We start from the raw sequence: 18596 nt of genomic DNA on the forward strand, positions 1-18596 counted from the left end.
TCATCCTCCTGCACAGGTGTCGGGCGGTGGTACGCCGGCAAATCTGTCGGCCAACCACGCCACCCCGTCGGCGACGGCCGCCTGGTCCGAATGCCCCTGGCCGGGCTCTTCCCGGATGGACACGACGTCTCCCATCGAGCATGCCCGCGCTACGGCGTCGCGTGTCCATTTCGGGTCGATCAATTGATCCTGTTGCCCGACGACAGCCAGCAACGGCACATCCGTCCGCGTCCGCGGCAGTGCGACGGACGTCAACCACTCCACCATCTTCAGACGTGACGCCTCGGTGGCCGGCGTCGCGTCCGACGCCGTCAGACGCCCGGCGGCTTCCGCCTTCTGCACACCGAGGAGGTCCGTGCACGCGGTCAGCGCGCGCCTGTCGGCCTCGAGTGCGCCCCGGACGAACTCCGTTCCGGTCACCTCCGGATGCCGGTACTGCAGCCCGTCGACGAGAAACGGCGTCAGCAGAATCTGCGGAAGGGTGTTCACGTGCCCCGCGTCGAACATGGGCGCGAGATCGAGGACGGGAGACAGCGCGGCGCTGCCGACGAGCTCCAACCCGTCGGCGTAGTCCGCATGCTCCGCTGCCGCCCACACGGCCTGTCCACCTTGGGAATTACCGATCGCTCCCCACCGCGCACCGGTGCCGGGTACGACGTTCGCGGCCGCGCGGACTGCGTCGATGACGTTGTACGCCGCGGCATTGGGGTCGAGGTAGGGATGAATACCGGGAGTGCCGATGCCCTCGTAGTCCGTGACCGCGACGACCATGCCTCGTTCGAGGAACGGGGCGACCGTGCCGATGGTGCCCAACAGGTTCGGGTACAGCGACGGAGCGCACTCGTCGGTGACTCCGGTCGTGCCGTGACCCACGGACACGATGGGCCAACCACCCTGTGGCGGTGTACCTTTCGGGGCGAAGATCACCCCGGACACTTCGGTCCGCGACGTGCCGTCACCCGACGTGGACGCGTACACCACGCGGGTGGCGGACGCACCGAGGAACCGCACAGCGAGGTCGAGATGACCCATGTCCGTCTGCGAGACGATCGCACCACGTTCGTCGCCGACGGGTGCCGGTGCGACAGCGGGTACGGACGAATCGAGCGCAGGCTGCGCCTCGGGCCCGCCGCACCCGGCGAGAAGAGTCAGAGCCAGGGCACCGACCAGCCACCGCCGCACTATCGGTTTCTCCGTTCCAGTCGCGCTTCGGCCGCAGCTTCTTCCACGTCGAGACCGTCGAGCACGGTCCGCAGGACCTCGTCGTCCAGTTCACCCGCATCACGGGCGTGCACCAGTGCTGCGCGCTGCGCGACGAGGACGTTGCGCCGCAACGTGTCGAACAGTGCGCCCGCTGCGGCGATCCGCTCTTCGTGGTCTTCGGTTTCGTCGGCGTCGAGTCGCGCGCGAACCGATCGCCGCACCCGCTCCAGGACGTGCTCGACGGATTCTCGGCTGGCTCCGTCGATCCCGTTCACCGCGGCCTCGGAGAGGTACTGCTCGGCAGCCGACCTCGAGATGGACCGTGCGAGAGCCGCCTGTTCGTCGGTTCGACGCTGTTCGTCGGCGTCGGCGACGTCGAGTCTGCGGATCAGCATCGGCAACGTCAGCCCCTGGATCACCAACGTCCCCACCGCAACGACGAATGCGACCGCTTGAATGACGGCGCGGCCCGGGAACGGATCTCCCGCCACGGTGGCGAGCGGCACACCCGACGCCGCGGCCAGCGTCACCACGCCGCGCATCCCCGCCCAGGACAGGACGAGGTTCTGTCGCCACGTCAGTCCGAGTACGTCGGACGTCTCCGACGCCTTTCTGCGCAGGAGTTTGCGCACCACGGATCGTCTGGAGGTGTTGACGAAGATCCAGGCCGGCCGGACGAGAATGACGACGAGCAGAACGAGCAGGGCGTAGGCGAAGATGTGGTGCACCGGCAGTCCGTCCCGCTGCACTTCCTCGATGACCGATTTGAGTTGCAACCCCATGTAGGCGAACACGAATGCTTCGAGCAGCAGGTCCATCAACGGCCAGACCTGGCGTTCCTGGATCCGCGTCGGGACCGCGACGTCGGCGGTGACCCTGCCGAGCACGAATCCCGCGGTCACGACGGCCAGCACTCCCGACGCGTGGATCTCCTCGGCAGCCAGATACGCGGTGAACGGAAGCACGAGTCCCAGAACGGTTTCCAGCGAGGAATCGCGGATGCGCGAACGAACGAAGCGGACGATGCGGGCCAGTACGTAGCCGACGATCACTCCGCCCGCGATCTCGTACGCGAAGAACAGTACGGGCGAGTCGATCTCGATCTTCTTGCCCGTCACCGACGCGACGGCGAGGGTGAACAGAGTCAAGGCGGCCGCATCGTTGACCAGGCTTTCCCCGGTAAGGATCGCCATCATGCGGGAGGGCAGTCCGAGTTTGCGGCCGACGGCGATCGCGGCCACGGCGTCGGGCGGCGCCACCACAGCGCCCAGGACCAGTGCGGCGCCGAGAGTGAGTTCGGGGACCAGCCAATTGGCGAAGTACCCCACGGCCACCGCGGTCACGATGACCATGACGATGCCGAGCCGGAGAATGTGTCCCAGGTTCTTGCGGAAGCTGACGAACGAGAAGTCGAGGGCGGCCGAGTACAACAGCGGAGGCAGCACCACGCCGAGGATCAGCTCGGGTGACAGGGTCAGCTGAGGAACTCCTGGAACGAACGACGCCGCCGATCCGACCGCGACGAGCACCAGCGGCACCTGAAGGTCGAAGCGTTTGGCGAAACCCGCCACCGCGACGGCCGCGATCACGACGAGTAGTAGTACTGGTCCGTCCACAGCTAGATCATGCCGTCAGCTGCGCGGCCTCGCGCAGCCGACTCGCACACGATCATCCGTTCACGGCTTGTCCGGGATGGCCTTCTTCGCCGCTTCCTGCACTTTGTCGACCTTGTCGGCGTACTTGCCACCGGTCTTGTCGTCGATGAAATCGCCTGCCTTGTCGACGACGTCCTCGATCTTGTCGGAGTTCTCGGCGGCGAGCTCTTTGCCCTTGTCGACGATGCCCTTGAGGTTGTCTGCGAAACCCATGAGATCACTCCATTCGCTGTGATTGTGCTGGCGGGAGAAGCTTACTTCGCGGAACCGTTTCGTTGCAGGGCCGCGCTGATGCGCCAGGACACCTCCACGAGCACGATTCCGACGGCGCCGATCACGAACGCCGAAGTCGTCAGCGCGATGTTCGACGGGTCGAGCTTGAAGAACGTGCGGCAGAACGGGATGGTGAACAGCGCCAGGTAGCCCAGCACCGAACCGGCGAGCAGCACGATCTTCCACCACACGTACGGCCGAGCGACGACGGCGAGCACCCATACGGCGATCATGATCAACGTGATCAGTGCCGTCGTGCTGGCCTGGGTCACCTGTTCCTCGGTCGCCTGCGGTCCTTGGTAGGCGAGCAGGTAGGACACGAACGTCGCGACGCCGACGATCAGGCCCGACGGCACCGCGAGGCGCATCACGCGCGGGACGAACCCGGACCGCGCACGCTCGTTGTTGGGGGCGAGCGACAGGATGAATGCAGGGATGCCGATCGTGAACCACGCGGCGATGGTGACGTGACGCGGCAGGAACGGATACGGAATCGGCTCGAAGTGGAAGATCTGCGACAGCACCCCGGACAGGCCGATGAGGAACGCCAGCAACACCGAGTACACGGTCTTGGTGAGGAACAGGTTCGAGACGCGTTCGATGTTGCCGATGACGCGTCGGCCTTCACCCACGACGTACGGCAGCGTCGCGAACTTGTTGTCCAGCAACACGATCTGCGCGACTGCGCGTGTCGCGGCACTGCCCGAGCCCATGGCGACACCGATGTCGGCGTCCTTGAGTGCGAGCACGTCGTTGACGCCGTCGCCGGTCATCGCCACGGTGTGTCCCCGGGACTGCAGGGCGCCGACCATCCGACGCTTCTGATCGGGGCGCACTCGTCCGAACGTGGTGGAATTCTCGACGGTGTCGGCGAGGTCCTCGGTGCGCTCGGGTAGGTTGCGTGCGTCGATGGGGCTGCCGGCGAGGCCGAGAGATCCCGCGACGGCCCCCACCGACACGGCGTTGTCCCCGGAGATGACCTTCACGGCAACGGATTGGCTCGCGAAGTACTCGAGTGTCTCGCGGGCGTCGGACCGCACCTTCTGTTCCAGGATCACCAGCGCCCGCGGAGTGACCACACCGGGGGCCGCGTCGTCGTCGACCGGGAGATCACTGCTGGCGAGCAGCAGAACACGCAGTCCCGACGAGCCGACTTCCTCTGCCTGGCGTGCGATGTCGCTGGTCGGGTCCAGCAGCACGTCGGGCGCTCCGAGAAGCCAGTTGCCGTCGTCTCCGTAGGACAGGCCGCTCCACTTCTTCGCCGACGAGAACGGCGCGACCGCGGTTTCGGTCCACCCCGGATCCTCCGGGAACGCTTCGGCGATCGCCAGAACACTGGCGTTCGGGCGTGGATCGTCGTGTGCGAGCGCGGCGAGGACGCGGGGCAGCACGGCCGTGTCCCCTTCCTCCACGACGCGAAGCTCCGCGAGCCGCATACCGTTCTCGGTCAACGTGCCCGTCTTGTCCGCACAGACCACGTCGACTCGCGCAAGCCCCTCGATTGCAGGAAGCTCCTGGACGAGGCACTTGCGTTGCCCGAGCCGAACGACACCGACGGCGAACGCGATCGACGTCATCAGCACCAGACCTTCGGGCACCATCGGAACGAGAGCTGCGACCATGCCGTTCAGCGCAGGGCCCAGCGACTGCCCCGACGAGAACAGCTGGTTGTAGATGATGAGCGCGCCTGCCGGGATCATCAGGTGGGTGATGAACTTCAGGATCTTGTCGATGCCGCTGCGCAGCTCGGAGTGCACCAGGGTGAACTTGCTCGCCTCCTCGGCGAGCTTGGCGGCGTACGCATCGCGGCCGACCTTCGTCGCGCGGTAGGCACCACTACCGGCCACGACGAAACTGCCGGACAGGATGGGCGCGTCGATCTCCTTGTGCACCGCGTCCGCTTCACCGGTCAGCAGCGACTCGTCGACCTCCAGCGACGACGCTTCGACCACGCTGCCGTCGACGACGATCTGATCACCCGGGCCCAACTCGATGACGTCACCGAGAACCACCTCGTCGGGGGCGACCTCGCGCGCGACGCCGTCCCGTCGAACGACCGGTTTGCTCTGGCCGACGATCGCCAGTTCGTCCAGAGTCTTCTTGGCCCGGATCTCCTGGATGATGCCGATACCGCTGTTGGCGATGATCAGCAACCCGAACATGCCGTCGACGATCGATCCCGTCGAGAGCACGATGATCAGCAGGACACCCAGAATTGCATTGATCCGCGTGAACACGTTGCCGCGGACGATGTCCTTGACCGAACGACTCGCCCGGGCCGGAACGTCGTTGGATTTTCCGTCGGCTCGAAGTTGCGCTACTTCCGCTTCGGTGAGTCCACGTTCCCACTGCGCGTCCGTCTCGATCGACATGGACACAGAGTAGTGGTCGTCAGCCGAGCCTCGCCCACCACCGATCGTCCTGTGTTCCCCTGGATGCATCAATCCGCTGACCCGGCATCGGCACGACCGTGGGAACGCCGACGCTGTCCGCTGCGGCCTTCAGCCGAACGATGGGTTCGGACCACGGGTGGAACGCCAGATTGAACGTCGCCCAGTGCACGGGGACGAGCACGTTGCCGCCCAGATCTCCGTGTGCCCGCACGGCTTCCTCCGGGTTCATGTGTATGTCCGCCCAACGTGGGTCGTAGGCACCGACCGGCAGCAACGTCAGATCGAACGGGCCGTACTTGGCGCCGATCTCCGCGAACTTGACCGTGTAACCGGTGTCACCGCCGAAGAAGACCCGGTGCTTCGGTCCAGCGAACGCCCAGGACGCCCACTGCGTCAGATCACGCCTCAGCCCTCGACCCGAGAAGTGCCTGGCTTCGGTGCAGGTGATGGTGATGCCGGCGACCTCGGTCTGTTCGTCCCAGTCCAACTCGACGATTCGGTCCTCGGGTATCCGCCAGTGGCGCAGGTGGGCACCGATCCCCAGCGGGACGACGAACGTCGCCGTCTGCAGGCTCGCGAGGCGCACGATGGTCGCCTTGTCGAGGTGGTCGTAGTGGTCGTGAGAGATGACGATCGCGTCGACGGAGGGAAGCGCGTCGAGGGCAACAGGCGTCGGATGCAGCCGCGACGGCCCCACGGTGCGCGAGGGCGACACTCGGTGGCTCCACACCGGGTCGGCGAGGATGCGCTTGCCGTCGAGTTCGATCAGCACGGACGAGTGGCCGTACCAGGTGACGGCTGTTTCACCGGCGTCGACGGGAGCGACCTGGGGTGCGAGGGGAATCGGTTGCTGCGGCTTGCCCAGCGCGCGGCGCCGGAGGAAGGACACCAGAATCGACTCGTCGCCGCCGCCGGAGAAGCTCGAGCTGGGTTCGGTGTTGTGGAATCGGCGGTCGCGGTAGCGTGCCGACCCTGCCGCGTACGGCGCGATCTTGCCTGCTGTCGCACCGATCTGAGCCGGGAGTCCCCACGCCGCTCGGGCCACCCATGCTGCACCTGCGATGCCGAGGGCGATCGGCACGATCCGCTGTTTGGTCACCCCCGCGAGGATAGGTGAGCCGAACCGGGCGAACAGGACAGGCGGTCGTTGGCTAGCCTCACCTCATGCCTTTCGGACGCACCCTGGCCATGACGCTGGTCACCGCCACCGCAGCTCTGACCCTCGTCGCATGCTCCTCGGCCGACGACGGCGAACCGGCCCGGGAACCAGCGTCGAACAGCGCTTTTCCGGTCTCGGTAGCCGGCGCCCTCGGCACCGCCGACGTGCCGGACAAGCCCGAACGCGTCGTTGCCTTGACGTGGACCGACGCGGACATCGTGTTCTCCCTGGGCGTAACGCCGATTTCCGTGGCACAGGCCCAGACGGACTCCGGCTATCAACCGTGGTTCGAGAACGCGGTGCCGCAGACCCCTCCCGTGTGGGAAGCGAGCGGAGCCACGATCCCCATCGAGGAGATCGCGGCCCTGCAACCCGATCTGATCGTCGCCACCAAGTCCTTCACCCTCGCGCGCGCGTACGACCAGCTGAAAGAGATCGCGCCGGTCGTCCATTTCGCCGACACCCCGTCGTCGGAGACGTGGCAGAGCGCGACCGCGACGGTGGCGTCGGCGCTGGGGGGTTCCCGAGACGGGCGAGCAGGTGATCGCCGACACCGAGTCCCGCATCGCCGACGCGGCCGCGCAGTTCCCCGAACTGAACGGCAAGACCTTCACGTTCTTCGTCGGACCGAGCGAGGGCGCGGTCTACATCGTCAACTCACCGGACGACGCGGGTGCCAGCTTGCTGGGACAGCTCGGCATGACCCCGACGGAGTTCGCCACCGCCCAACCCGTCAGCACCATCCCGGGCCGCGCGCAGATCAGCTACGACTACCTGTCGGAGACGGACGCGGACGTCATCATCGCGACCGGCCTGCCAGGTTCCGTCGACGAGCTCGCCGCCCAGCCCGCCGTGCAGTCTCTCCCCGCCGTTGGACGGGGTGCGTTCGTGCCGCTCTCGCCCACGCAGGCACAATCGATCGCGTTCCCGTCGCCGCTCAGTCTGGATTGGGCATTGAACGAGATAGTCCCGCAGCTGGGCGATGCGGCTCGTAAGTAGAATGCTCGCGACGGTTTTGCTCTAGAAGGAGATCGCACACACTCATGACCACCGAACAGCGGGAATTTCAGGCCGAGACGCGCCAGCTCTTGGACCTGATGGTTCACTCCATCTACTCCAACAAGGACAGCTTCCTCAGGGAGCTGATCTCCAACGCATCCGACGCCCTCGACAAGTTGCGGCTCGAGTCCTACCGCAACAAGGACCTCGACGTCGACGTCTCCGATCTCCACATCGAGTTGGACATCGACAAGGAAGCACGGACGCTCACGATCCGTGACAACGGCATCGGCATGACGCGTGACGAGGTCATCGACCTCATCGGCACGCTCGCCAAGTCCGGCACGGCCGAGGTGCGCAAGAAGCTCAAGGAAGCGAAGGACGCCGCGGCGTCGGAGGAGCTGATCGGCCAGTTCGGCATCGGCTTCTACTCGACGTTCATGGTTGCGGAGAAGGTCTCGCTGCTGACCCGCAAGGCCGGCGAAACCAGCGCCACCCGCTGGGAGTCGACCGGCGAGGGCACCTACGAGATCTCCGACGTCGACGGCGCACCGCAGGGCAGCTCGATCACGTTGCACCTCAAGCCGACCGACGAAGAGGATCACCTCTACGACTACGCGTCGGAATCGAAGATCAAGCAGCTCGTCAAGAAGTACTCGGACTTCATCGCGTGGCCCATCCGCATCGACGTCGAGAAGACGGTCAAGGCAACCGAAGAGGGCGCCGAGGACACCGTCGAAATCGAGACGCAGACGATCAACTCGCAGAAGGCTCTGTGGACTCGGCCGAAGGACGAAGTGTCCGACGAGGAGTACAAGGAGTTCTACAAGCACGTCTCCCATGCCTGGGACGAGCCGCTCGAGGTCATCCCGTTCAAGGCCGAGGGCACGTTCGAATACCAAGCGCTGCTGTTCATTCCGTCGCAGGCACCGTTCGATCTGTTCATGCGCGAAGGCAAGTCGGGCGTGCACCTGTACGTCAAGCGCGTGTTCATCATGGACGACTCGGAGGAGCTGCTGCCGGAGTACCTGCGCTTCGTCAAAGGTGTCGTCGACGCACAGGACCTCTCGCTCAACGTCTCTCGTGAAATCCTGCAGCAGGACCGTCAGATCCGTGCGATCCGTCGTCGTCTGACGCGCAAGGTCCTCTCCACGGTCAAGGAGCTGCAGAGCGAGAACGCCGAGAAGTACCAGACGTTCTGGTCTCAGTTCGGCCGCGCGCTCAAGGAAGGCCTGATCTCCGACGCCGACAACCGCGAGACGCTGCTGTCGGTGTCGTCGTTCGCGTCCACCAACTCCGAGGAGGGTCTGACCACCCTCGCCGAGTACGTCGACCGGATGAAGGGCGGACAGGAGCAGATCTACTACATGACGGGCGAATCCCGTCAGCAGATCGAAAGCTCGCCGCACATGGAGGCGTTCAAGGCGCGCGGCATCGAGGTGCTGCTGCTGACCGACTCCGTCGACGAGGTCTGGGTCGGCAACGTCCCCGAGTTCGACGGCAAATCCTTCCAGTCCATCTCCAAGGGCGAGGTCGACCTCGACACCGAAGAGGAGAAGAAGGACGCCGAAGCCAAGCGCGAGGAGCAGGACAAGGAGTTCGAGGAGCTGCTGAAGTGGCTCACCGAGACCTTGTCCGAGGACGTCAAGGAGGTTCGCCTCTCGACCCGCCTGACCACCTCGCCCGCCTGCGTCGTCGGTGACGAGTTCAGCTTCTCCCCGCAGCTCGAGAAGATGTACAAGGCGTCGGGACAGTTCGTTCCGACCTCCAAGCGCATCCTCGAACTCAACCCGACGCACGATCTGGTGACGGGGCTCAAGAAGGCACGCGAGGAGCGCAGCGACGACGCCTCCCTTGCCGAGACCGCCGAACTGCTCTATGCGACGGCTCTTCTCGCCGAAGGCACCGAGTTGAAGGATCCGGCGAAGTTCTCTCGTCTGCTGGCCGATCGGTTGACCAGAACCGTCTAGGCGGCTCCGCCGCACGTGAGTGGAAATGTAGGCCCTGGGTCAGGAGCGGAGCCTGCGGAGCGACCGGGGAACGCTACATTTCCACTCACAGCGAGAGGTGATCCAGGGCCTTCAGATAGCCCTCGGAATCGAAGTCGGGTAGCAGTGCCGACTGCAGGATGAATCCCTGACAGAGGCCGACCACCAACGGCGCCATCGACTGCGCCCGGGTGTCTGGATCATCGAAGCCGTTGCGGGTGAACCACACTCGCAAGTATCGCTCGTACAGACCGCGCAACTCCGTAACGACGGGCACCACGGTGGAGTCCGCGTCGGTCTCCCTGGCTGCCGCGGCCCAGATCTGCAGCAGAATGCTGGGATTGCCGACGTCGCGGGTCATGCCGTCCAGGAACAGTCGCACCACGACAGCAGGCGGCGGCAGAGGGTGCTGTTTCTCCAGCCCGTCGAGATCCTCGGTCCGACTCTTCAACACATCCCGCGTGACGTGCAGAACCAGATCCTGCTTGTTCTTGAAGTAGCTGTAGATCGCGCCCGCGGACAACGCCGACTCGGCGATGATGTCCGCCATCGACGTCTTCTCGAAACCTGACCTCGCGAAACACGTCATCGCCGCGTCGATGATCTGTCTGCGGCGTTCCTCACGGTGGTCTTCGCTTACCTTGGGCACGCGTCCATATTAAAAACGAATCTTCGTTCTTGACAACCGAGACCCGCCCACCCAAGATAAAGAACGGTTATTCGTTTTAAATGAGGAGTCGTCATGAAGTCCACCCCGTGGCCACGCGCAGTGGTCGTCGCACTCGCAGGCGCTGCCGCGCTCGCCGTCGTCGTACTTGCCTTTCTGTGGCCCTCGGTCACGTCGACGGCCCACGATGTTCCTGTCGCGGTCGTCGGCGACAATCCGGCCTTGACCAGCCAGTTGGCATCGTCGTTCGACGTCACCACCGTGCCCGACCGCGCTGCGGCCCTCGATCTGATCACCACACGCGAGGTCTACGGCGCCGTCGTTCCCGGACCCTCGCCCGAGGTCCTCACCGCATCCGCCAACGGCACCGTCGTCGCGCAGATGTTCGACGGCGTGGCCGCTGCCCTGAACACGACGGCGACCGACATCGTGCCCCTTGCGGCGACCGACGCCCGAGGTGCCGGGCTTTCCGCGATGGCCTTCCCCCTTGTCATCGGCGGAATAGTCGGCGGCGTCATCATCTCCATGCTCGTCAAGGGCACAGGGCGACGGCTTCTGGCGACCGTGGTGTACGGCGTCGGCGCCGGTATCGTCGTCGTCGCGATCACGCAGGGGTGGTTCGGAATCCTGCAGGGCGCGTTCGTTCCGAACATCGCCGCCGTAGCGCTGTCGGGGTTGGCGGTGAGCGCGCTGATCGTCGGCCTGACCTCGCTGATCGGACCCGCAGGAATCGGCGTCGTGGCCGTCCTGATGATGTTCATCGGAAACCAGATCTCCGGCGCCATACAGCCGTGGCAGTTCCTCCCCGAGCCCTGGGGAGCCGTCGGGCAGTTCTTCCCGCCGGGAGCAGGTGCCACCCTGCTCCGCGACCTGTCGTACTTCCCTGGCGCGTCGACGACTCAGCCCTGGCTGGTTCTCGCCGCGTGGGTGGCGGCCGGGGCGGTACTCATGGCCGTCGGACACCGCAAGCTCACCGTTGCGAGCCGCAGCACGGTGCGCGCCTCGTCGGAGACCGAACCCGAGCGTGTTGCACTGTAGGCATGACCGAACTCCTGCTGACCGAGCGCCGCGGCGATGCCGTCGTATGGACGCTGAACAATCCCGAGTCGCGCAATCCGATCTCCGACATCGAGACGGTGGAGGCGATCGAAGACGCCGTCTCCGACGTGAATCGCGATCCGAGCGTTCGGGTCGCGATTCTCACCGGGGCAGGTTCCGCGTTTTCCTCCGGCGGAAACGTCAAGCACATGCGCGACAAGGAAGGAATGTTCGGCGGTAGCCCCGCCGAGCTGAGGCAGGGGTACCGACACGGCATTCAACGGATCCCGAAAGCGTTGTATCACTGCGAAATCCCGACGATCGCCGCGGTCAACGGTGCCGCGATCGGTGCCGGTTGCGATCTGGCGTTGATGTGCGATCTCCGCATCGCGTCGACGACGGCCACGTTCGCCGAGAGCTTCGTCAAAGTGGGCATCATCCCCGGCGACGGCGGGGCCTGGCTTCTTCCCCGAGCGATCGGTATGGCGCGCGCCAGCGAGATGGCGTTCACCGGTGAGGCGATCGACGCGGCAACTGCACTCGGGTGGGGATTGGTGTCGCAGGTCGTCGAGCCCGGTGACCTGCTCGGCGCCGCCCACGCTCTGGCAGACCGTGTCGCCGCCAATCCCCCTCAGGTACTGCGCATGACCAAGAAGTTACTGCGCGAAGGTCAGCACCAGAGCCTGGAATCCTTGTTGGAGCTGTCCGCCGCGTATCAGGCCGTCGCGCACACCACGGCCGACCACGCCGAAGCAGTCGACGCCATGCTGAGCCGTCGCGATCCGAGGTTCTCCGGCCGGTAGACCCTCACTTCTGTTCCGGCAGAATGTGTTCACCCGTCTTGTCGGTACTGAGCGAGAGCGAACTGATGTACTGCTTCTCGCCGTCGGGACCGGGAACGTTGGAGGCGATCATGTCCGGTCGCTCGAATTCCATGCCGGACACGTGGCACAGAAGCGTTGCGTCCGAAGGGTTTCCGTGCTCGTCGAACATCGGCAGATCGATTCCGTCGTCGGTACGGCGAAGGTAGTACTTCCCCTTCGTCGCGACAGCCAGCACAGGCGGCATGACGATGGCGATGATCAGTGCGACGATCGGCGAATACGGCTCCAATGCGCCACCGAGGCCGCCGAAGAACGTCAGAATCGACAGGCCGGCAGCGAGCAGCATGGAGACGAAGCCGACGGGGTTGACGTTGTAGAGCATGCCGCGACGGAACTCCGGGACCTTGGGCGACAACTTCAGGATGTACTTGTTGAAGACGATGTCCGACGCCACCACCGCGATCCAGGCGATGCCGCAGTTGGCGTAGAAGCCGAGGATGTCGTTGAGGAAGCTGAACATGTCGGCTTCCATCAGGATCAACGCGATGGCGAGGTTGAACAGCACGAACACCATGCGTCCCGGGTAGGTCTTGGTGACGCGTGTGTACGCATTGGTCCACGCGAGCGAGCCCGAGTACGCGTTGGTCACGTTGATCTTGATCTGACTGATGACGACGAGGATGACCGCGAGAGTCATGGCAAGCCAGCCCGGCATCATGTTCTCGTAGATCTCCAGGAACTGGTGCACGGGTTCGTTGGCGATGGCGGCTCCGTCGGCGACGTTGGCGATCAGGTACACCGCCAGGAAGAGTCCGACGACCTGCTTGAGTGCACCGAAGATGACCCAGCCGGGCCCGGCGAGCAGTACTGCAGTCCACCAGCGGCGCTGGTTTTCCGGAGTCTTGGGCGGCATGAACCGCAGGTAGTCGATCTGCTCGGCGATCTGCGCGATCAGCGACAGACAGACACCGGCCGCCAGCATGACCGAGCCGAAATTGACGCCCTTGCCCTCGGCACCGTCGGCGCCGCCGTAGGCGAAGAACGTTCCGACCGAATCGGGATGTGCAGCAACGAGGTAGATGAACGGAAAGACCATCAGGACGAGCCACAGCGGCGTCGTCCACACCTGCAGCTTGGCCAGCGCTTTCATGCCGTAGATGACGAGCGGAATGACCATCAGAGTCGATACCGCATACCCGATCGGCAGCGGGACGCCGAGCCCGAGCTCGAGGCCCTGCGCCATGATGGAACCTTCGAGGGCGAAGAAGATGAAGGTGAACGTCGCGAAGATGACGTTGGTGACGACGGATCCGTAGTACCCGAATCCGCTTCCGCGCGTGATGAGGTCGAGGTCGATGTTGTACCGGGCGGCGTAGTAGGCCAGCGGTAGACCGGTGAGGAAGATGACGACGGCGAAGACGAGAATTCCCCACAGCGCGTTTCCGGTGCCGTAGGAGATGCCGATGTTGGCGCCGATCGCAAAGTCGGCGAGGTACGCGATGCCGCCCAGTGCGGACGTGGCGACGACGCCTGTGCCCCACTTGCGGTAGCTACGCGGCGCGAAGCGCAGCGTGTAGTCCTCCAGCGTTTCCTTCAGTGCCGAATCTGTCGGCGCAGGCTGCACAGCGGTCATGCAAGGAAGGTAGAAGCGCTACGTGTCGCCCACGTCACGCGAAGTACAGATGCTGTTACGCAGAGCCGCAAACCTGACTAATCGGGCACTCTGACGGTGCGTGGGGCTCCCCCGGCTGCGTCGACGAGTATCTGCAGGAACCACCCGAGGATCGGCGCACGCAGGATCCAGCCCAGCACGGCCCATCCCAACGAGACGTGTTCGAGCGCTGCCGCGATCGCTCTGGTCCCGGTCAGCGTCACCGCTCCTTCGTAACGCACACGAGTCAAGCTCTCGGGATGGTCCTCGGCGGCCGCGGTCTCGAGCGACACCGGGCGTCGACGAGCGAACCACGGTCCGACGGTCGAGCACGGGTCGCACGTGACCGACGCGTAGAGCGTCGCCGACGGAATCAGAGCGGGTGTCCACCGGGGAATCCAGTCCCTCGTCGACTGGCGGTAGTCGTCCCAGCCAGGCCCGAACCTCGTCACCAGGTCTGCTTTCTCGTGCCATGTCGCGAGCCCGGCACCGAATGCGCCCGCGAGCAACGCCGCGCCGGCGAGAAACGGCTCGCGGAACAGACCCGCGAGAATCAGCAGGAGCACGACGGCGGACGCCTGCATGGGATTGGCGACGTATGCGTACGGCCCGGTGGTGACCAACCGAATCGGTGGATCCCACGGGAACGGTGTGCCGCCGCCGATCACCGCGAAATCGGCGACAGCCCGCAGGGCGATCACGACGACGACGAGGGCAAGTTGGAGCAACAGGGAATCCACGACGCCACCGCCGCCGGCCGCGAGCCGGTTCCCGACCGTCGACCATCCGGAATCGGACGCCAGGAGGACGTTCGCGAGCTCGAAGGAGACGGTGGGGAGGCCGAACACGAGGACCGCGCCGAACAGCACGACCTGCATGCTCGCGCGGGTCCTGAGCGCCCGCTGGTTCGACGTCAGCGTGCCGAGCAGCACTCCTGGCAGCAGTGCGGCAGCCACGGCCAGCAGTTCTCCCCACCACCACGCGCGTTCGAGCGTCACCAGCGGCCGCAGGCTACCCATGGCGAGCACGTCCGCCGCGATCAGGACGCACACGGTGACCGACACGTTCACCCACCGGGCCAGCAGTATCGGTAGTGCACCCCACAGCGCGGACCATCCGAGCACGACGTCGACGGGCACCGACGACCACATGGTTCCCGTGGTGCCGAAGCTCCACCAACCGTTCTGCACAGCAACGACATTCACCAGCAGTAAAGCCAGGAAATTCCAGAGCATCGCAAGAAACGCGGCGCCTCGAACCCGCGCGGACGAGGCCACCCAGAACGCACCGACCAGCAGCACCGGCACCAGTACCGCGCAGGAACGCAGCACCGCCACCGAGAGACCGGTGTCGATGTTCACCGGTCCAGGCTGTCCAACAGCCATCCCGCGGCGCGTTCGGTGACGTGGTCCTCGAGGGGACCGAAGTACCACGCGGGCGCCAGCTCACGGGTGTACGACAGCTCGAGATCCACCGCAGTGTGTGTCGAATCCACTGCGCTCCAGGAGATGTCCGCGACGTTCCACGTCAGCCACGACGAGATGGGCGTGGTGTCGCCGACGACCGCAAGGCGCGCGGAATCGCTTGTGCGCGAGACGACCTCGAAGGTCAACTCGGTCGTGCGCTCTCCCCAGTGGTGTTCGGACACCAGCAGGGGCCGATGGTGCGCTCCGGCGAACGTGACGGTTCGACGTGCGCCCACCTCGAGCGATCCACCGCTGTCGGCGAGCGGCTCCGGAAAACCCCAGGACAGAACTCCGGGGAGGGGTGTTCCACCGAAGTCCAGTGGTCGTTCCCACGCCGCGACGACGTCGTCCACGTCGGCGTTCAGCGTCCTGGATGCGGACACGGTGGTCGCACCGTCGAGCGTCGTCGCGGGCACGATGCCTTCCGATGCCGCGACGGCGACGAGGACGAGCGCCGGGACGGCCACCGCATGCATCCTGTCGTCTCCCGGTCCCGACTTGGTGATCTTCTCCACGACGATGGCGACGAGTCCGCCGATCAGGTAGAAGATCGGGGCCGCGAAGATGACACAGATGAAGCCCTCGCCCAGCAGCATCATCGACATCAGAAGCAGGACGGTGATGACTTTCATCGTGATACCGACGGCGCTTCGACTCGGAGCGGACAGCACTACGATCACCGCCACCACCGCAGGAATGCCGACGTAGAACGCAGCGGTCTGCGCGGCCCCCGCCTCCGTCAGCACGTACCGCAGAAACACCGCCACCGCGAAGGCGACGACGCTGCCTGCAACCACGTATTGCGCCGATGTCGGTCGACGCTTCCGTACTTCGTCCCCCTGTGTCATGCCCAGTAGGCAACCACAGTGCGGACCTTCACGCACTGAGCAGTACGAAGTTCGCCATTTCCGCTCGCAGTTGGTTCATCGCTCGATGCTGGGCGACACGTACTGCACCGGCGCTCATCCCGAGCGCTCGACCGGTTTGCGGTGCGGTCATGCCCCACACCACCCGCATCAGGATGATCTTGCGGTGGCGAGGAGGCAGGGTTGCCATCAACGCCATTGCTTCGCTTCGGAATTCGCCCTCGATGGCATGCTCTTCCGGTGTGTCGTCGGTGGACGGCTCGTCCACCACCGATTCCAGCGAATACGACCGCCGGAGAGTGGCTTTGCGACCGGCATCGGCCAACTTGTGCGCAGCGATGCCGTAGACGAAGGCCATGAACGGCTTACCCATGTCTCGGTACTTGGGAATAGCCGTCACCAACGCCAGACACACATCCTGCACCACGTCGTCTGCCGCCACGTCCAGATTGCCCAAACGTGTTGCACAGTAACGAGCGAGCCTGGGCCTGACCAGCGCAATGACGTCCTCGAGAGCTCGTCGATCGCCGCCGACTGCAAGCGGAACCCGCCTGTCGAGCATGTCCACGATGTCGTTCGTCATCGCCGAAGTCCTCCCTGACTCACCGAAGCACCTTGTGTGTAGTTCGATCCTGCGGCGGATGCGGCTTGGTCGATACCCACCCCAGGGTGAGGTGAGCCCACCCCTGCGGTGCCCGACGCTCACCTCTTCGGGTTCCTGTGTTGCCGCGCGAAGAAACGCACGATGAATCAGGGCGTAACAGCAAGTCACGCGTCGGCGAATAGCCCTACACAGCGGCCGGAAACGGAGATCAGCATGAGCGAGCGAACCTACGGACGAAGCACCGTCGTGACCGACGACGGCACTGCGCTCTCGGTGTTCGAGACCGGTCGCCGCGATGCGCCGCTCACCGTGGTGTTCGTGCACGGCCACTGCCTGGCGAAGGAATCCTGGTTCGACGTCCGGGACCAGCTGCGGCAGGCCTGGGGCGACGAGGTGCGGATGGTGTTCTACGACCACCGCGGACACGGCTCGTCGGCGACCGCCGACGCGTCGACGTACACGATCGAGCAGCTCGGACGCGACCTCGGTGCCGTGGTCAGGGCATTGGTCCCCACCGGCCGATACGTCGTGATCGGGCACTCGATGGGCGGGATGACCGCCATGTCCTACGCTCGCCAGCACCTCGGCGAGCTGGGCAGCCGCCTCGTCGGCGTCGGATTGATCGCGTCCGCCGCGAACGGCATCGCCGAGGAAGGACTCGGCGCCTGTCTCGCTCACCCCGTCGTGTCGATGTTCCGCACCGCTGTCCGACGCGCCCCGAGCGTCATGGCCGCGTCGAAGCGCCTGAGCAGGGGAATCTGCGCGCCCATCGTGCGGGCGGCGGGCTGCGGATCGCGACGCGTCAGCCCGCGGGTGGTCGCCTTGGCGTCGGCGATGTTGAACGACACCTCGGTGGTGACCATGGCGGGATTCCTCGGATCGCTGCACGAATTCGACGAATCGGAGAACCTGCCGGCTCTCGCCGTGGTCCCGACGCTGGTCCTGTGCGGCTCCGACGATCTGATGACGCCGATACGCCACTCCCGCGTCATCGCCGACTTCCTGCCCGCGGCGCGGATGGTGACCGTGGAGAAGGCCGGGCACATGGTCATCCTGGAACGTGCCGGTGAGGTCGCCGACGCGGTGGCCACGCTCGTCGCCCAAGCCGACCCCGCCTCGCGTCACGATGGGGCGAGGCGCGTCCTAGAGGTCGCGTTGTGAGATGACCCCGCTGTGCATGGCGCGTTCGGCCAGCCTGACACGCTTCTGATTCTGCGGAAGGTCCTCGACTCCGAACTTGGCGAACAGCACCCGCAGATGCGTCTTGACGGCGTCGACGCTGAGGAAGATCTCCGACGCGATCTGCTGATTGGACGACGGGTTGGCGAAGGTCGCGTTGTGCTTGTACGGCCTGCACAGTGCGACGAGGACAGCTCGCTGCGTCTCGGTGAGTGACCGCGTACTCGGCATGTCGGATGCGATGCGCGTGGCCTCGTCGCCGACGCCGGAGAAGTCGTGGAAGGTCAGCAGCGACGTGCCGATGCGGATGGTGTCGCCGTGCCGCAGCCGGCGCCGCCCGGTCAGCCGGTCTCCGCCGACGAAGGTGCCGTTGCGGGAGAGCCCGTCGTCGACGATGGTCCAGTGGCCGCCCATCCATTCGACCGTCGCGTGCAGGCGCGAGACCTCGTGGTCGTCGGGGAAGGACACGTCCGCCTGTACGGACCGCCCGAGCGTCAGCCTGCCGAGCTCCGGCGACAGCGCGACGTCCCGACGTGTTCCGTCGTCGGCGTCGTATCGAAGGCGCGCACCGTCCTGCTCCCCAGGATTCACCGCTACATCCTGCTCCGGCCCGGCAGGCCGGAGCAAGACG

The 18596-nt window shown here is 65.4% G+C and carries 17 protein-coding genes and 1 pseudogene; 6 read left to right on the forward strand and 12 right to left on the reverse strand.

Going from position 1 to position 18596, the window contains the following annotated elements:
* Genes H292_RS0111020 through H292_RS28580 form a run of 6 tightly spaced genes read right to left on the reverse strand, consistent with a single transcriptional unit; the run spans nucleotide 1 to nucleotide 6900 of the window.
* A complete protein-coding gene (locus H292_RS0111020; protein ID WP_020111466.1) occupies nucleotides 1-1182 on the reverse strand; it encodes a lipase family protein in 1182 nt (393 codons plus the stop codon).
* Nucleotides 1182-2819: a Na+/H+ antiporter gene (locus H292_RS0111025; protein ID WP_020111467.1), complete on the reverse strand. Its 1638-nt coding sequence runs from the start codon at nucleotides 2817-2819 to the stop codon at nucleotides 1182-1184. Before H292_RS0111025 ends, H292_RS0111020 begins: the two co-directional genes overlap by 1 nt.
* A gap of 60 nt (nucleotides 2820-2879) precedes the next feature.
* Nucleotides 2880-3071 (reverse strand): antitoxin, encoded by a 192-nt coding sequence (locus H292_RS0111030; RefSeq protein ID WP_019664423.1) that lies wholly within the window; start codon nucleotides 3069-3071, stop codon nucleotides 2880-2882.
* A gap of 41 nt (nucleotides 3072-3112) precedes the next feature.
* Nucleotides 3113-5503 carry an HAD-IC family P-type ATPase gene (locus tag H292_RS0111035; protein WP_027498759.1) on the reverse strand — a complete coding sequence of 797 codons (2391 nt, stop codon included), beginning with the start codon at nucleotides 5501-5503 and terminating at the stop codon, nucleotides 3113-3115.
* 19 nt (nucleotides 5504-5522) lie between these two features.
* Complete coding sequence (locus tag H292_RS0111040) at nucleotides 5523-6623, reverse strand: MBL fold metallo-hydrolase (protein ID WP_020111469.1); 1101 nt, start codon at nucleotides 6621-6623, stop codon at nucleotides 5523-5525.
* Between the two features lie 58 nt (nucleotides 6624-6681).
* Nucleotides 6682-6900 (reverse strand): hypothetical protein, encoded by a 219-nt coding sequence (locus H292_RS28580; RefSeq protein ID WP_020111470.1) that lies wholly within the window; start codon nucleotides 6898-6900, stop codon nucleotides 6682-6684.
* 1 nt (nucleotide 6901) lies between these two features.
* On the opposite strand from H292_RS28580, the pseudogene H292_RS28855 reads away from it, so the two are divergent.
* The 3 genes and pseudogenes from H292_RS28855 to htpG all read left to right on the forward strand — a co-directional run.
* A pseudogene (locus H292_RS28855) lies at nucleotides 6902-7141 on the forward strand (ABC transporter substrate-binding protein); the annotation flags it as partial.
* An 82-nt stretch (nucleotides 7142-7223) separates the two neighbouring features.
* Complete coding sequence (locus H292_RS28740) at nucleotides 7224-7682, forward strand: ABC transporter substrate-binding protein (protein ID WP_020111472.1); 459 nt, start codon at nucleotides 7224-7226, stop codon at nucleotides 7680-7682.
* 44 nt (nucleotides 7683-7726) lie between these two features.
* Nucleotides 7727-9652 (forward strand): molecular chaperone HtpG, encoded by a 1926-nt coding sequence (htpG, locus tag H292_RS0111060; RefSeq protein WP_019664419.1) that lies wholly within the window; start codon nucleotides 7727-7729, stop codon nucleotides 9650-9652.
* Nucleotides 9653-9737: 85 nt separating this feature from the next.
* Here htpG and H292_RS0111065 read toward each other — a convergent pair whose 3' ends face one another.
* Nucleotides 9738-10319, reverse strand: a complete 582-nt coding sequence (locus H292_RS0111065; RefSeq protein ID WP_019664418.1) for a TetR/AcrR family transcriptional regulator — start codon at nucleotides 10317-10319, stop codon at nucleotides 9738-9740.
* A gap of 93 nt (nucleotides 10320-10412) precedes the next feature.
* On the opposite strand from H292_RS0111065, the gene H292_RS0111070 reads away from it, so the two are divergent.
* On the forward strand, nucleotides 10413-11375 hold the full coding sequence (locus tag H292_RS0111070) for a hypothetical protein (RefSeq protein WP_020111473.1): 963 nt from the start codon (nucleotides 10413-10415) through the stop codon (nucleotides 11373-11375).
* Between the two features lie 2 nt (nucleotides 11376-11377).
* Nucleotides 11378-12178 (forward strand): crotonase/enoyl-CoA hydratase family protein, encoded by an 801-nt coding sequence (locus tag H292_RS0111075; RefSeq protein ID WP_020111474.1) that lies wholly within the window; start codon nucleotides 11378-11380, stop codon nucleotides 12176-12178.
* A 4-nt stretch (nucleotides 12179-12182) separates the two neighbouring features.
* On the opposite strand, the gene H292_RS0111080 is transcribed toward H292_RS0111075, so the two are convergent.
* The 4 genes from H292_RS0111080 to shbA form a co-directional block, all read right to left on the reverse strand.
* Entirely contained in the window at nucleotides 12183-13832 is a 1650-nt protein-coding gene (locus H292_RS0111080; RefSeq protein WP_019664415.1) for a purine-cytosine permease family protein, read from the reverse strand.
* A gap of 77 nt (nucleotides 13833-13909) precedes the next feature.
* On the reverse strand, nucleotides 13910-15211 hold the full coding sequence (locus tag H292_RS0111085; RefSeq protein ID WP_020111475.1) for a methyltransferase family protein: 1302 nt from the start codon (nucleotides 15209-15211) through the stop codon (nucleotides 13910-13912).
* Nucleotides 15208-16164, reverse strand: coding sequence for a hypothetical protein (locus tag H292_RS0111090; RefSeq protein ID WP_230594186.1), 957 nt, complete (start codon nucleotides 16162-16164; stop codon nucleotides 15208-15210). The genes H292_RS0111085 and H292_RS0111090 overlap by 4 nt, the downstream gene beginning before the upstream one ends.
* A gap of 28 nt (nucleotides 16165-16192) precedes the next feature.
* The gene (gene shbA / locus H292_RS0111095) at nucleotides 16193-16765 is read right to left on the reverse strand and encodes an RNA polymerase sigma factor ShbA (RefSeq protein WP_020111477.1); all 573 of its coding nucleotides are present in this window, start codon (nucleotides 16763-16765) and stop codon (nucleotides 16193-16195) included.
* A 234-nt stretch (nucleotides 16766-16999) separates the two neighbouring features.
* On the opposite strand from shbA, the gene H292_RS0111100 reads away from it, so the two are divergent.
* On the forward strand, nucleotides 17000-17947 hold the full coding sequence (locus H292_RS0111100) for an alpha/beta fold hydrolase (protein WP_020111478.1): 948 nt from the start codon (nucleotides 17000-17002) through the stop codon (nucleotides 17945-17947).
* Here the strand turns inward: H292_RS0111100 and H292_RS0111105 are convergent.
* The gene (locus tag H292_RS0111105) at nucleotides 17930-18556 is read right to left on the reverse strand and encodes an FHA domain-containing protein (RefSeq protein WP_019664410.1); all 627 of its coding nucleotides are present in this window, start codon (nucleotides 18554-18556) and stop codon (nucleotides 17930-17932) included. The genes H292_RS0111100 and H292_RS0111105 overlap by 18 nt on opposite strands.
* Between the last annotated feature and the right edge of the window lie 40 nt (nucleotides 18557-18596).

The sequence above is a fragment of the Rhodococcus sp. 114MFTsu3.1 genome, assembly GCF_000383555.1.
Classification (GTDB): Bacteria; Actinomycetota; Actinomycetes; order Mycobacteriales; family Mycobacteriaceae; genus Rhodococcoides; species Rhodococcoides fascians_E.